The 13650-nt window shown below is 74.0% G+C and carries 12 protein-coding genes; 7 read left to right on the forward strand and 5 right to left on the reverse strand.

The window, feature by feature from the left end; translation table 11 throughout:
- Positions 1–220 precede the first annotated feature (220 nt).
- Positions 221–1597 carry a PhoH family protein gene (locus GWJ10_RS01545; RefSeq protein ID WP_163184622.1) on the forward strand — a complete coding sequence of 459 codons (1377 nt, stop codon included), beginning with the start codon at positions 221–223 and terminating at the stop codon, positions 1595–1597.
- 38 nt (positions 1598–1635) lie between these two features.
- Here GWJ10_RS01545 and GWJ10_RS01550 read toward each other — a convergent pair whose 3' ends face one another.
- Positions 1636–3000, reverse strand: a complete 1365-nt coding sequence (locus GWJ10_RS01550; RefSeq protein WP_163184624.1) for an FUSC family protein — start codon at positions 2998–3000, stop codon at positions 1636–1638.
- Positions 3001–3075: 75 nt separating this feature from the next.
- On the opposite strand from GWJ10_RS01550, the gene GWJ10_RS01555 reads away from it, so the two are divergent.
- Positions 3076–3564, forward strand: coding sequence for a MarR family transcriptional regulator (locus tag GWJ10_RS01555; protein WP_061267618.1), 489 nt, complete (start codon positions 3076–3078; stop codon positions 3562–3564).
- A 170-nt stretch (positions 3565–3734) separates the two neighbouring features.
- Complete coding sequence (locus GWJ10_RS01560) at positions 3735–5243, forward strand: MFS transporter (protein ID WP_163184626.1); 1509 nt, start codon at positions 3735–3737, stop codon at positions 5241–5243.
- Between the two features lie 108 nt (positions 5244–5351).
- Here GWJ10_RS01560 and GWJ10_RS01565 read toward each other — a convergent pair whose 3' ends face one another.
- Together GWJ10_RS01565 and GWJ10_RS01570 are read right to left on the reverse strand one after the other, a co-directional pair.
- Positions 5352–6797 (reverse strand): class II fumarate hydratase, encoded by a 1446-nt coding sequence (locus tag GWJ10_RS01565; protein WP_043659762.1) that lies wholly within the window; start codon positions 6795–6797, stop codon positions 5352–5354.
- Positions 6798–6942: 145 nt separating this feature from the next.
- Complete coding sequence (locus tag GWJ10_RS01570; protein ID WP_043659766.1) at positions 6943–7620, reverse strand: carbonic anhydrase; 678 nt, start codon at positions 7618–7620, stop codon at positions 6943–6945.
- Positions 7621–7749: 129 nt separating this feature from the next.
- Between GWJ10_RS01570 and GWJ10_RS01575 the strand changes: the two genes are divergently transcribed.
- From GWJ10_RS01575 to GWJ10_RS01590, 4 genes are all read left to right on the forward strand, one after another.
- Complete coding sequence (locus GWJ10_RS01575) at positions 7750–9042, forward strand: extracellular solute-binding protein (RefSeq protein WP_043659768.1); 1293 nt, start codon at positions 7750–7752, stop codon at positions 9040–9042.
- Positions 9039–10085: a sugar ABC transporter permease gene (locus tag GWJ10_RS01580; RefSeq protein WP_163184628.1), complete on the forward strand. Its 1047-nt coding sequence runs from the start codon at positions 9039–9041 to the stop codon at positions 10083–10085. Before GWJ10_RS01575 ends, GWJ10_RS01580 begins: the two co-directional genes overlap by 4 nt.
- Entirely contained in the window at positions 10085–10936 is an 852-nt protein-coding gene (locus GWJ10_RS01585; RefSeq protein ID WP_163184630.1) for a carbohydrate ABC transporter permease, read from the forward strand. The genes GWJ10_RS01580 and GWJ10_RS01585 overlap by 1 nt, the downstream gene beginning before the upstream one ends.
- A gap of 91 nt (positions 10937–11027) precedes the next feature.
- Complete coding sequence (locus tag GWJ10_RS01590) at positions 11028–12281, forward strand: ATP-binding cassette domain-containing protein (RefSeq protein ID WP_163184632.1); 1254 nt, start codon at positions 11028–11030, stop codon at positions 12279–12281.
- Between the two features lie 109 nt (positions 12282–12390).
- On the opposite strand, the gene GWJ10_RS01595 is transcribed toward GWJ10_RS01590, so the two are convergent.
- A complete protein-coding gene (locus tag GWJ10_RS01595) occupies positions 12391–13350 on the reverse strand; it encodes a carbohydrate kinase (RefSeq protein ID WP_061267622.1) in 960 nt (319 codons plus the stop codon).
- The gene (locus tag GWJ10_RS01600; protein WP_241005619.1) at positions 13347–13622 is read right to left on the reverse strand and encodes an exodeoxyribonuclease VII small subunit; all 276 of its coding nucleotides are present in this window, start codon (positions 13620–13622) and stop codon (positions 13347–13349) included. Before GWJ10_RS01600 ends, GWJ10_RS01595 begins: the two co-directional genes overlap by 4 nt.
- Positions 13623–13650: the final 28 nt, after the last annotated feature.

Here is a 13650-nt window from a genome sequence, read left to right on the forward strand (position 1 = left end):
GCGGAGGCGTGTCGGGGGTGGTGACCGGAATCACACGGGCGTAGTTTCGAGGAGACGGACGGCACCTTCGCCGTCCTCCGGGAGGCCAGCCGATGGGGTTCACGCTCCGCTCAGGAGGGCCGGCACCGGCGCTGCTGAGCCGTGGCACCCACGGCCCGACGGCCGGTCGCCCGCCTCGCCCAGAGAGAGAACGGCGCGCGTGCGCCGGAGGGGAGCCCTCGTGGTCCATTCCTCACCCACCCCCGGTACCTCACCCACACCGCAGGACGGCGCACCGGACGGCGCGCGCCGGACGTTCGTCGTCGACACGTCGGTCCTGCTGAGCGACCCGCGCGCCATCGGGCGGTTCGCCGAGCACGACGTGGTCCTCCCGGTCGTCGTCATCACCGAGCTGGAGGCCAAGCGCCACCACGCCGAGCTCGGGTACTTCGCGCGCAGCGCGCTGCGCATGCTCGACGACCTGCGGGTCAAGCACGGCCGGCTCGACGCCCCGATCCCCGTCGGCGACGTCGGCGGGACGCTGCGCGTGGAGCTCAACCACACCGACCCGGGCGTGCTGCCGGCCGGGTTCCGGCTGGGGGACAACGACACCCGGATCCTCTCCGTCGCGGCGAACCTCGCGGCCGAGGGTCACGACGTCACGGTCGTGTCGAAGGACCTGCCGATGCGGGTCAAGGCGTCGGCCGTGGGCCTGCGGGCCGAGGAGTACCGGCACGAGCTCGCCGTCGACTCGGGCTGGACCGGCATGGGCGAGATCTCGTTCACCGACGCGGAGGCGGCGGCGCTCTGGGAGCACGAGTCGGTCGAGCTCACGAGCCTGGACCCGGCGGTCGTCGAGGCGGCCGGCCCGCTGCACTGCCACACGGGTCTCGTCGTGCACTCGCCGCGCGGGTCCGCCCTCGGGCGCGTCACCGCGGACAAGCACGTGCAGCTCGTGCGCGGCGACCGCGAGGTGTTCGGGCTGCACGGGCGGTCCGCGGAGCAGCGCGTCGCGATCGACCTGCTGCTCGACGAGAGCGTGGGGATCGTCTCGCTCGGCGGGCGGGCCGGGACCGGCAAGTCGGCCCTCGCGCTGTGCGCCGGGCTGGAGGCCGTCATGGAGCGCCGGCAGCACCGCAAGGTCATGGTGTTCCGGCCGCTCTACGCCGTCGGGGGCCAGGAGCTCGGCTACCTGCCCGGCTCCGAGGCCGAGAAGATGAACCCGTGGGCGCAGGCCGTCTACGACACCCTCGGGGCGCTCGTCTCGCCGCAGGTGCTCGACGAGGTCATCGACCGCGAGATGCTCGAGGTGCTCCCGCTCACGCACATCCGCGGGCGCTCGCTGCACGACGCGTTCGTCATCGTCGACGAGGCGCAGTCGCTCGAGCGCAACGTCCTGCTCACGGTGCTGTCCCGCATCGGGCAGTCGTCGCGCGTCGTCCTCACGCACGACGTCGCGCAGCGCGACAACCTGCGCGTGGGCCGGCACGACGGCGTCGCCGCGGTCATCGAGGCGCTCAAGGGCCACCCGCTGTTCGCGCACGTCACGCTCACGCGCTCCGAGCGGTCGCCCGTGGCGGCGCTCGTCACGGAGATGCTGGAGTCGATCGAGGTCTGACCCGCCGCCGAGGTAGAGGCCTGGTCATGACCAGGCCTCTACCTCGCGGTGCCAGGCCTCTCCCTCGGCGGACCGGGGGTCTCGCTCGCGCGGCGGCGGGTCCGCGGGTGGACGAGGACCACCGCGAGGACGCCGACGACGGCGCCCAGGACCGTGTCGAGCGCGCGGTCGAGCGCGAGTGCCGACGGGTCGGCGGGGTGCGCGAGCGAGGTCATGAGCAGCGCCATGGGCGTGATGGTGAGCATCGCGAGCCCGTAGTGGCGCCCCACGATCGTCTCGGTGACGGTCTGGAGCACGACGACGACGGCGGCCGTCCCCCAGAACCCGAGCGGCGCGGCGAGCAGCGGCCAGGCGAGGAGCGCGCCCGCGACCGTGCCGGCCCCGCGCTGCAGCGCCCGCACGACGGCGTGGCGCGTCGACTCGCCCTGGAGCACCGCGGTCGAGCCCATGGTCGCCCACGCCGCGTGCCCGAGGCCGGCGACGGCGGCGACCGCACCGGCGACGAGCCCGGCGACGCCGACGCGCACGGTCGGGAGCCGCCATGGTCCTGCGGCCCGGGACCGTGCCTGGGCGCGCAGGGTCGTGCGGACCGCCGGGCCGGTGTCGCCGCGCGGCGCGCCGCTCGCGTCGAGCGCCTCCTCGACGGCGTCGAGCTCCGCGGCGAGCGCGGGGACCGCGTCCCGGGTCCGCCACCAGGAGGCGTCGTCCGCGAGGACGTCGCGCGCCCGGGCGACGGCACCGCGGGCAGCATGCGCGGCGTTCTCCGGGGCCCCGGGTCGTTCGGCGGCGCGCACGGCGTCGGCGGCGCGGCGGACGGCGAGGCGCGCGGGCGCCGTCGGGCGGACGAGCACGCCGGCCGTGCACACGAGCCCCGCGAGGAGCGCGCCGAACGCGGCCGCGAGCGCGCGCGGGGCGACGTCGGCGAGCGTCGGTGCGCCCGCGAGGCCCGCGCCCGCGGCGAAGACGACGATCGTCGCGCCGGGCGGGCCCGTGCGGACGAGGAGGCAGAAGGCCGTGGCCCCGGCGGCGAGGAGCGCGACGGCGGCGGTCGTGACGAGCGCGGGCGCGCCCGCCGCGGCGAGGAGCGTGAAGGCCGCGATCGTGCCGGTCATGAGCGTGCCGACGGTCGCGAGGAGCGTGGCCCGACGCCGGTACGGGTCGTACCGCCCGTAGAGCGACGTGAGCGCGCCGAGCGACGCGAACGCCGCGAGGTCGGGGCGCCCGAGCAGGCCCGGGACGGCGATCGCGAGCGCGACCGCGGCGCCGCAGCGCAGCGCGGCGGCGACCGTCGCGTCGGCGGGGCTCACGCGCAGGGCGTCGCGGAGGTGGGCGGGGTCGAGGACGTCCTGGGCGGCGGCGCGCACGGGCGCGAGCGCCGGGCGGGCGGGGGAGGAGAGGGGCATCGACGAACCAGCATAGCGGTGATTCCTCAGTGTTTCACCAGTGAAAGAGTGTGAGGCCCGCCCTATCCTGGGTCCGTGGACTACGTCGACCGCGTGCGCGCGGAGTGGGCTGAGCAGCGGCCGGACCTCGACACCGCGACGTCGGCGGTCGGGGCGCGGCTGCGTCGCGTCGCGGCGCTGCTCGAGGCGGCGCTGGAGCGCTCCGCGGCACGGCACGACGTCTCGCGCGCGGAGTTCGACGTGCTCGCGGCGCTGCGCCGCGCCGGGCGGCCGCTGCGTGCGGGCGAGGTCACGACGATGACCGGCGCCCCCGGCGCGTCGATCACCAAGCGCCTCGACCGGCTCGAGCGCGCCGGACTCGTCGAGCGCACCGTCGCGGAGCGCGACCGGCGCGGCGTCCTCGTCGCGCTCACCGACGCCGGGACGGCGCTCGTCGACGAGGTCTTCCCGCAGCAGCTCGACCGCGAGCGCGCGGCGCTCGTCGACCTCGACGAGGCCGAGCGCGCCGAGCTCGCGCGCCTGCTCGCCGTCGTGCTGCGCCGCCTCGACCCCGTCGACTACTGACGGCGTCGCGCGGTGACCGACGTCACCGCTCTCGGGCGCGGCGGGCGCCGCCGCCGTCGGGCTAAGGTGGTCCGTCTGTCCGACCCCGCGGTTGGAGCGGCCGGGTCTCGCCGAGCGTGACCGGTCCGGGCTGGAAACCCCACGATCCCCTCCCGCGCAGAAGGTCGCCCATGCCTGCACGTCTCTCCCCGCCCTCCACCGACGTCGCACCCGTCCCCGTCCCGACCGACCCCGCACCGAGGGCCGCTGCGGAGCGTGCGCCGTCTGCCCGTCGCTGGTGGGTGCTCGTCGTCCTCGCCCTCACCCAGCTCCTCGTGGTGCTCGACGGCACGATCGTGAGCATCGCCCTCCCGCAGGCCCAGGCGGAGCTCGGGCTCTCCGACGTGCAGCGCCAGTGGGTCGTCACCGCGTACGCCCTCGCGTTCGGCGCGCTCCTGCTGCTCGGCGGACGGATCGCCGACTATGCGGGGCGCAAGCGGACGTTCCTCGTCGGGATGGCCGGCTTCGGGGTCGCCTCGCTGCTCGCGGGCTTCGCGCGCGACGGCGGTGAGCTCGTCGCGGCGCGCGGCCTCCAGGGCGTCTTCGCGGCGCTGCTCGCCCCGGCGGCGCTCGCGCTGCTGACCGTCACCTTCCCCGCCGGCCGTGAGCGCAACACCGCGTTCGCCGTCTTCGGGTCGATCGCGGGTGTCGGCGCGGCCGTCGGCCTCGTCCTCGGCGGGCTCCTCACCGAGCTGGCCGACTGGCGCTGGTGCCTGTGGGTCAACGTGCCGGTGGTCGTCGTCGGTCTCGTCGCGGGCAGCCTCCTGCTGCGCGAGAGCCGCGCCGAGGGCGACAACCGCTACGACGTCCTCGGCGCGGTGCTCGTCGTGCTCGGTCTGGGTGCTCTCGTGTACGGGCTGACCCTCGCCGAGCACAGCTGGACGGCGCCCGGCACGCTCGCCTGCCTCGCGGTAGGGGTCGTCCTGCTCGCCGCGTTCGTCGTCGTGGAATCCCGCACGGCGCAGCCGCTGCTCCCGCTGCGGATCGTGCGGGACCGGGTCCGCGCCGGCGCGTTCCTGCTCCAGGCCGTGGTGGGCACGCTGATGATCGGGGCGCTGCTGTACCTGTCGTTCCACCTGCAGGTCGTCATGGGGCTGCCACCCCTGCGGGCGGGGCTGGGCTCGGTGCCGATGACGCTCGTCATCCTCGTGCTCGCGCCGGTCGTCACGAAGCTCCTGCCCCGGGTCGGGCCGCGGCCGCTCATGGTCGCCGGGCCCGTGGTCGCCGCCGTCGGGCTGCTGCTCCTGAGCCGCGTCACGGTCGGCGGCTCGTACGCCGCCGAGATCCTCCCGTCGCAGGTCGTGCTCGGCGTGGGCCTCGCGCTCGTCCTCGTGCCGCTGCAGAACGTGGCGCTGGCCGGCGTCGCACCGCACGACGCCGGAGCGGCGAGCGCGACCGTCAACGCGGCGATGCAGGTGGGCGGCTCGGTCGGCCTGTCCGTCTTCACGACGGTCTACGCGAACGCCCTGCCCGCCGCCGGAGCGCCCACGACCGCCGATCTCGTGGACGGCTACTCCGCCGTCTTCGTGGCCGCCGCGGTCACGATGCTCCTGGGCGCGGTCCTCGCGTTCGCCCTGGTGCGCGGCCCGAAGGAGCGGCTGCTGCCCGCGGGCGACGAGGTCGCCGTCCACCTCGGCTGAACGACCGCCCGGCCGCTGACCACGGGCGGGCGGCGGTGGAACGGCGAAGGCCGGGCGGAGCGGGTCGTCCCGCTCCGCCCGGCCTCCGTGGTCCCGGGTCGCGGACGCTCAGGCCTGCGGCGGGCGCGTCATCGACAGGACGTCGAGCGCCTCGTCGAGCTGCGCCTCGGTGACCTCGCCGCGCTCGACGAAGCCCAGGTCGATCACGGCCTGGCGGACCGTGAGGCCCTCCTTGACGGAGTGCTTCGCGACCTTCGCCGCCGCCTCGTAGCCGATGACGCGGTTGAGCGGCGTGACGATCGACGGCGACGACTCGGCCAGCGCGAGGGCCCGCTCGACGTTCGCCGTGATGCCCGCGACGGTCTTGTCCGCGAGGACGCGCGACGCGTTCGCGAGGAGGCGGATCGACTCGAGGACGCCCTGCGCGATCACGGGGATCTGCACGTTGAGCTCGAACGAGCCCGACGCGCCGGCCCACGCGACGGTCGCGTCGTTGCCGATCACGCGCGCGGCGACCATGAGCACGGCCTCGGGCACGACGGGGTTCACCTTGCCCGGCATGATCGAGCTGCCCGGCTGCAGGTCCGGGATGAAGATCTCGCCGAGACCCGTGTTCGGGCCGGAGCCCATCCAGCGCAGGTCGTTGCAGATCTTGGTGAGCGAGACGGCGATCGTGCGCAGCGCGCCCGAGAGCTCGACGAGGCCGTCGCGCGAGGACTGCGCCTCGAAGTGGTCGCGCGCCTCCGTGAGGGGCAGGCCCGTGTCCTCGACCAGCAGCGCGATGACGCGCTGGGGGAACCCGGCGGGCGTGTTGATGCCGGTGCCGACGGCGGTGCCGCCGAGCGGGACCTCCGCGGCGCGGGGGAGCGCCGACTCCAGCCGCTCGACGCCGTAGCGGATCGCGGCGGCGTACCCGCCGAACTCCTGGCCGAGCGTCACGGGCGTGGCGTCCATGAGGTGCGTGCGGCCCGACTTCACGACCGTGGCGAACTCGGCGGACTTCGCCTCGAGCGCCTCGGCGAGGTGGCCCAGCGCGGGCACCAGGTCGCGCACGACCCCGGCCGTCGCGGCGACGTGGACCGACGTGGGGAACACGTCGTTCGAGGACTGCGACGCGTTGACGTGGTCGTTCGGGTGCACGTCGCGCCCGAGCGAGCGTGTCGCGAGCGTCGCGAGGACCTCGTTCGTGTTCATGTTCGACGACGTCCCGGACCCCGTCTGGTAGACGTCCACCGGGAAGTGCGCGTCGTGGGCGCCCGACGCGACCTCGTCGGCCGCGGCGACGATGGCGGCGGCGACGTCCTCGTCGAGCACGCCGAGCTCCGCGTTCGCGCGGGCCGCGGCCTTCTTCACGCGGGCGAGCGCCTCGATGTGGCCGCGCTCGAGCGGGGTGCCCGAGATGGGGAAGTTCTCCACCGCGCGCTGCGTCTGCGCGCGGTAGAGGGCCTGCGCGGGCACGCGCACCTCGCCCATGGTGTCGTGCTCGATGCGGTACTCGGTCGTCGGTGCGGCCGTCCCGGCGGCGGCGCCGGGAGCCTCGGGAGATGCAGTCATGGGGCCATCCTGCCGCACCGCGCGCCGGCCCCCGCAACCCGCGTGAGCGAGGTCACGCGGGCTGCGGGGAGGGTCGTGCGCGGGTCGGCGGGCGCTGCCCCGGCGACGAGCGCGCCGGGGCAGCCGCGCAGCCCGGGCCGTGGGGTCAGGCGTCGGCGCGGGGCTGCTCGCCGACGTCGCCCACGACGTCGACCAGGTGCGCGCGGCCCTCGGCGAAGTCGTACTCGACGCCGACGATCGCGCAGCGGCCCTCGGCGACGGCCGCGGCGAGGCCGGCCGAGTAGGAGTGCAGCATGTCGACCGTGTTGCGCACGTGCTCGCGGCGGAGCACGGCGGGGTCGAGGTTCTCCAGCGTGCCGTTCCCGGCGCCCGTGATCTTCGCCACGGAGGGGATGACGCGGTCGACGACGGCCCGGACGAACCCGTTCGCCTGCGCGCCCGTCCGCAGGGTCTCGACCGCCGCGCCCACGGCGCCGCACGAGTCGTGCCCGAGCACCACGACGAGCGGCGCGGACAGCACCTCGACGCCGTACTCGATCGAGCCGAGCACCGTGGTGTCCACCACGTGCCCCGCCGTGCGGACGACGAACATGTCGCCCAGGCCCTGGTCGAAGATGATCTCCGCCGCGACGCGGGAGTCGGAGCAGCCGAACAGGACCGTGTGCGGGTGCTGCGCGGCCGACGTCTCGCGTCGTCGGTCCGCGCCCTGCGACGGGTGCAGCGGGGCGTCGGCGACGAAGCGGTCGTTCCCGGTCCGCAGCGTCGCCCACGCCTCGGCGGGGGTGAGCGAACGGACCGGCTGTGCGGGGGCGGGAGAGGTCATGGCTCCCATCATCGCGCAGGTCGGGGCGTGCCCCGCGTGCCCGTTCGCATGGCGGGCCGCGCCGGGGGGCGGTATCCATGGAGGGTGACACCCCCGGTACTCGGGGAAGCGCGACCGAGGGGAGCTGACGTGCGCCGACGCACCCGAGCGCTCGCCGTCCTGGTCGCCGCGGGGCTCGTGGCGCCGCTCGCCGCGTGCGGCCCGGGCGACGACGGGACGCCGGAGCTCACGTGGTACATCAACCCGGACAACGGGGGCCAGGCCGACATCGCGGCGGCCTGCACCGAGGCCGCCGGGGGCGCGTACCGCATCACGACCGAGCTGCTGCCGCGCGACGCCGCGTCGCAGCGCGAGCAGCTCGCCCGCCGCCTCGCGGCGAAGGACTCGTCGATCGACATCATGAGCCTCGACCCGGTGTTCATCGCCGAGTTCGCCGAGGCCGATTTCCTGGCCCCCGTGCCCGACGACGTCGCGCAGGCGACGACGCAGGACGTGGTGCAGGGCGCGATCGACGCCTCGACGTGGAAGGACGAGCTGGTCGCCATCCCGTTCTGGGCGAACACGCAGCTCCTCTGGTACCGCAAGTCCGTGGCCGAGGCCGCCGGGCTCGACATGTCGCAGCCCGTCACGTGGGAGCAGATCATGCAGGCGGCCCAGGACCAGGACAAGCTCCTGGCGGTCCAGGGCGCCAAGGCCGAGTCGCTCACGGTGTGGATCAACGCGCTCGTCGAGGGCGCGGGCGGCCACATCATCGACAACCCCGAGGCCCCGGCCGACGAGGTGAAGCTCGGTCTGGACACGGACGCGGGCAAGGCTGCCGCAGAGATCATCGGCGGCATCGGCACCTCGGGCGTCGGCGGGCCGGGGCTGCCGAGCGAGGACGAGCCCGCGTCGCTCACCAAGTTCCAGGGCGACCGCGGGTCGTTCATGGTGAACTGGCCGTTCGTCTGGTCGTCCACCCAGAGCGCCGTCGAGGCCGGGTCGCTCGACCAGGCGCTCCTCGACGACATCGGCTGGGCGCTGTACCCGCGCACGACGGAGGGCGAGGACGCCCGGCCGCCCTACGGCGGCATCTCGCTCGGCATCGGGGCGTTCGGCAAGCACACCGACCTCGCGTACGAGGCCGCGCAGTGCATCGTGAGCCCCGAGAACCAGGCCGAGTACTTCGTCACCAACGGCAACCCGGCCGCGAGCATCAAGGCCTACGACGACCCCGACGTCCAGAAGGCGTTCCCCATGTACGACGTCATCCGCGACTCGCTCGACCAGGCGGCGCCGCGGCCGCAGACGCCGTTCTACAACGAGGTCTCCACGGGCCTCCAGCAGACGTGGTACCCGCCCGCGTCGGTCGACCCCGACACGACGCCGCAGGAGTCCACCGAGTTCATCACCGCCGTCCTGCGAGGGGAGCGACTCCTGTGAACGCCGGACCCCCGACCGAGCCCGCACCTCGCGGCCGGCACGCCACCACGCCGTCGACGGCGACCGACGACGCCCCGCCGCGCGGCGGGGCCGCTCCCCGGTCGGGGTCGCGCGGCGCGCCGGACGCCGCCGCCAAGGCCGCGCGCAGCGACCGCTCCCGGGCCGAGGCCCGCCTCGGCTGGTACCTCGCCGGGCCGGCGTTCGTCGTCATGCTCGCCGTGACGCTGTACCCGATCCTCCAGGCCGTCTACGACTCGCTCTTCAACTACAAGCTCACCGCGCCGGACGACCGGTCGTTCGTCGGGCTCAACAACTACGTCGTGATCCTCACGGACGCCGTGTGGTGGCGGGACCTCGGGGTCACACTCTTCATCACGGTCGTCACGGTCGTCATCGAGCTGATCCTCGGCTTCGCCCTCGCGCTCGTCATGCACCGCGCGATCAAGCGCCTGCGCGGGCTCCTGCGCACCGCGATCCTCGTGCCCTACGGCATCATCACGGTGGTCTCGGCGTTCGCGTGGTTCTACGCGTTCGACATCACGTCCGGGTACGTCAACCACTGGTTCGACTGGGTGCCGGGGGTCGGGCCCGACCTCAACTGGTTCGCGCAGCAGGGCACGAGCCTGTTCGTCATCATCGCGTCCGAGGTCTGGAAGACGACACCGTTCATCTCGCTCCTGCTCCTCGCCGGCCTCGCGCAGGTGCCGGGTGACCTGGAGGAGGCCGCGAAGGTCGACGGCGCGACCGCGTGGCAGCGGTTCACCCGCGTCATCGTGCCGAACATGAAGGCCGCGATCATGGTGGCCGTCCTGTTCCGCGCGCTCGACGCGTTCCGCATCTTCGACAACGTCTTCATCATGACGAACGGCGCCAACGGCACCGAGGTGCTGTCGCTGCTGGCTTACCGCACCTCGATCGGCCAGCTCCAGATCGGCATGGGCTCCGCGATCTCCGTGCTGCTGTTCCTGTGCGTCGTGCTCATCTGCTTCATCGCGATCAAGCTCTTCAAGGTGGATCTCGCCGGCGCGAGGGGGGAGAAGTGATGGGCAGCGTCCTCAGCACCAAGGCCAAGATCTGGTGGGCCGTCATCACCGTCGTCGTGCTCGTCGGCGCGCTGTTCCCCGTGCTGTCGATCTTCATGACGAGCTTCAAGGGGCCCAGCGACATCAACTCCGGGACGTTCCTGCCGCCGCAGTGGAGCACCGACAACTACGAGCAGATCCTCGCGTCCGGCGGCTCCGCGCAGGAGCTGTTCCTCTCCGCGCTGCGCAACTCGATCGGCATCTCGCTCATCGCGACGGTCATCGCCGTCGTGCTCGCCACGCTGTGCGCCTACGCGATCGCCCGCCTCGACTTCCCGGGCAAGCGCCTCATCCTCACCACGGCGCTCGGCGTCTCGATCTTCCCCGTCGTGTCGATCGTCACGCCGCTGTTCAACCTCTGGCGCAACATCGGCCTCTACGACACCTGGCTCGGCCTGATCATCCCGTACCTGTCGCTCACCCTCCCGATCTCCATCTGGACGCTCGCGGCGTTCTTCCGCCAGATCCCGTGGGAGCTCGAGCAGGCCGCGCAGGTCGACGGCGCGACGCCGTGGCAGGCGTTCCGCAAGGCGATCGTCCCGCTCGCCGCGCCGGGCGTGTTCACCACCGCGCTCATCGCGTTCTTCATCGCGTGGAACGACTTCGTCTACGGCATCTCGCTCACGTCGACGAGCGCGGCCCGACCGGTCCCGGCGGCGCTCGCGTTCTTCACCGGGGCGTCGTACTTCGAGGAGCCGACGGGCGCGATCTCCGCGGCCGCGGTCGTCGTGACCATCCCCGTGGTCATCCTCGTCGTGCTGTTCCAGCGCCAGATCGTCTCGGGCCTGACCCAGGGGGCGGTGAAGGGATGAGCACCGCGTCCCCGGCCCGCCCCGTCCACCACCGCACGCACTCCCGGTCCGCCGGGCACCGTGCCGCACGCCGAACCCGAGGAGAGAGCTGATGGCGTCGATCACCCTCAAGGACATCGTCAAGCGCTACGGCGACGGCTTCCTCGCCGTGGACAACGTCAACCTCGACATCGCGGACGGCGAGTTCGTCATCCTCGTCGGGCCGTCCGGCTCGGGGAAGTCGACGGTCCTGCGCATGATCGTCGGGCTCGAGGACATCACGGCGGGCGAGCTCGAGATCGACGGCGTGCGCGTCAACGAGAAGGCGCCGCGCGAGCGCGACCTCGCGATGGTGTTCCAGAACTACGCGCTCTACCCGCACCTCACGGTCGCGGAGAACATCGCGTTCCCGCTGCGCCTCGCGAAGGGCAAGCACAGCGAGGAGGAGATCCGGGGGAAGGTCGAGCGCGCGGCCGACATGCTCGACCTGCGCGAGCACCTCGACCGCAAGCCGGCGAACCTCTCGGGCGGTCAGCGGCAGCGCGTCGCGATGGGCCGGGCGATCGTGCGCGACGCGAAGGCGTTCCTCTTCGACGAGCCGCTGTCGAACCTCGACGCCAAGCTGCGCGGGCAGACCCGCACCGAGATCGCGCGCCTGCAGCGCCGGCTCGGCACGACGACCGTCTACGTCACCCACGACCAGACCGAGGCCATGACGCTCGGCGACCGCGTCGCCGTCCTGCGCCGCGGCGTGCTCCAGCAGGTCGCGAGCCCGCGCGGCCTCTACGAGCAGCCGGTCAACCTCTTCGTCGCGGGCTTCATCGGCACGCCGCCCATGAACTTCCTGCCCGGCGAGGTCTCGGGCGGGAAGATCACGCTGCCGTTCGGCGAGTTCGACATGCCGGAGAGCATCGCGACGGCCGTCGGCGACCGCGGCCTGGTGATCGTCGGCCTGCGGCCCGAGCACTTCGAGGACGCGCGGCTCGTCGACCCGGCGAAGAAGGACCGGGGCCACACGTTCGAGGCGCAGATCGACGTCACCGAGTGGCTCGGCGCGGAGCTCTACGCCTACGTCCCGTTCGAGATGCACGAGTCCGTGAAGGGGCAGCTCGACGAGCTGGACCGCGAGCTCGACGGCGAGGGCGTGCGCACGCAGTTCGTCGTGGCGCTCGACTCGGCGTCGCGCGCGCGGGACGGCGACGTGACGGACCTGTGGTTCGACCCGACGAAGATGATGATCTTCGACCCGGAGACGAGCGAGAACCTCACGCGCGACACCGCGGAGGCCGAGCGCATCGAGCAGGAGAACGTCGAGGACCGCAAGCGCTCCCTGGAGCGGGCGCAGAAGCAGGACGCGCAGGTCTGACGCAGGTCTCGGCCGCCCGGGCTCGTGCCCGGGCGGCCGAGGCGTGCCCAGCCTCGTGGCCGCGCTCGTGGGCGGGCTCGCGGGCACGGCCTCGGAGCGGTGACCGGGCTCAGGCGGGGGCGAGCTCCGCGCGTCGCGGCGGGTTGGCCCCGGCGCGCGAGACGGTGACGGCGGCGACCGCGACGCAGCGGCGCAGCACGTCGCCGAGCACGGTGGCGTCGATCGCGCGCAGCGCCTCGCGCCGGTCCGCGCCGAGCAGGCCGGCCTCCCACAGTCCGTCGAGGAGCGCGCCCATGAACGAGTCGCCCGCGCCGACGGTGTCGACGACCTCGACGCGCGGGGCCGTGACGCGCTGCTCGCCGGCCGCGGTGACGGCGACCGCGCCCTCGCCGCCGAACGTCACGACGACGAGCGCCGGCCCCAGGGCGAGCCACTCGCGCGCGACGGCGACCGGGTCCGCGCCCGGCGCGAGCCACGCCACGTCCTCGTCGCTCACCTTGACCACGTCGGCGAGCGCGACGAGCGCCTCGATGCGGGTGCGCGCGTCGGCGGGGTCGCCCATGAGGGCGGGCCGGGCGTTGGGGTCGTAGGTGATCGTCGCGGTGTCGCGCGCCGCGGCGACGAGCGCGCGGACGTCGGACGCGCCGGGCTCGAGCACGGCGGCGATGGAGCCCGTGTGCACGGCGAGCGTGCCGGCGTCGGGAGCCGTGCCCGCGGGGACGCGCCACTCCAGGTCGAACTCGTACGTGGCCGCTCCGTTCGCGTCGAGGTGCGCGGTGGCGACGCTCGTCGTGGGGGCGTCGGTGCTGCCGGGCGTGAGGGTCACGGCCGAGTCGTCGAGCCACGCCCGCACCGCCTCGCCGTGCGCGTCGTGCCCGAGCCACGTGGCGAGCCGGGCGTCCCGCCCGAGCCGGCCGAGCGTGAGCGCGACGTTCGCGAGGCTGCCCCCGGGGTGCTCGGCGACGCTGCCGTCCGCGCGGTGCACGACGTCGACGAGCGCCTCGCCGACGACGAGGACGTGCCCGGCGGGCGCGGCGGCGGGCTGGGCGGGGTCCGTGCTCGTGCTCATGCGTCGTCTCCGGTCGGGTCGTCGGGGTCGGTCGTGCCGCGTGCCGTCGCGTCGTCCTGCGAGCGTGCCGCGTCGAGGCGGGCGCGCGCGCCGTCGAGCCATTCCTGGCAGCGCGCGGCGAGCGCCTCGCCACGCTCCCAGAGCGCGAGCGAGTCCTCGAGCGGCTCGCCCCCGGCCTCCAGCCGGGCGACGACCTGCACGAGCTCGTCGCGCGCCTGCTCGTACGAGAGCGTCGACACGTCGGGCGTGACAGCGTTGTCAAAGGAAGTCACGGCAGTATTCAACCCCATCTGTGCGTCG

The sequence above is a fragment of the Cellulosimicrobium sp. SL-1 genome (assembly GCF_011033075.1).
Lineage (GTDB): Bacteria > Actinomycetota > Actinomycetes > Actinomycetales > Cellulomonadaceae > Cellulosimicrobium > Cellulosimicrobium funkei.

Coding starts and splice junctions, on each gene's coding strand:
- GWJ10_RS01590 (WP_163184632.1), top strand. CDS start 11,028: ATGGCGTCGATCACCCTCAAGGACATCGTCAAGCGCTACGGCGACGGC.
- GWJ10_RS01595 (WP_061267622.1), bottom strand. CDS start 13,350: ATGAGCACGAGCACGGACCCCGCCCAGCCCGCCGCCGCGCCCGCCGGG.
- GWJ10_RS01570 (WP_043659766.1), bottom strand. CDS start 7,620: ATGACCTCTCCCGCCCCCGCACAGCCGGTCCGTTCGCTCACCCCCGCC.
- GWJ10_RS01550 (WP_163184624.1), bottom strand. CDS start 3,000: ATGCCCCTCTCCTCCCCCGCCCGCCCGGCGCTCGCGCCCGTGCGCGCC.
- GWJ10_RS01565 (WP_043659762.1), bottom strand. CDS start 6,797: ATGACTGCATCTCCCGAGGCTCCCGGCGCCGCCGCCGGGACGGCCGCA.
- GWJ10_RS01585 (WP_163184630.1), top strand. CDS start 10,085: ATGGGCAGCGTCCTCAGCACCAAGGCCAAGATCTGGTGGGCCGTCATC.
- GWJ10_RS01560 (WP_163184626.1), top strand. CDS start 3,735: ATGCCTGCACGTCTCTCCCCGCCCTCCACCGACGTCGCACCCGTCCCC.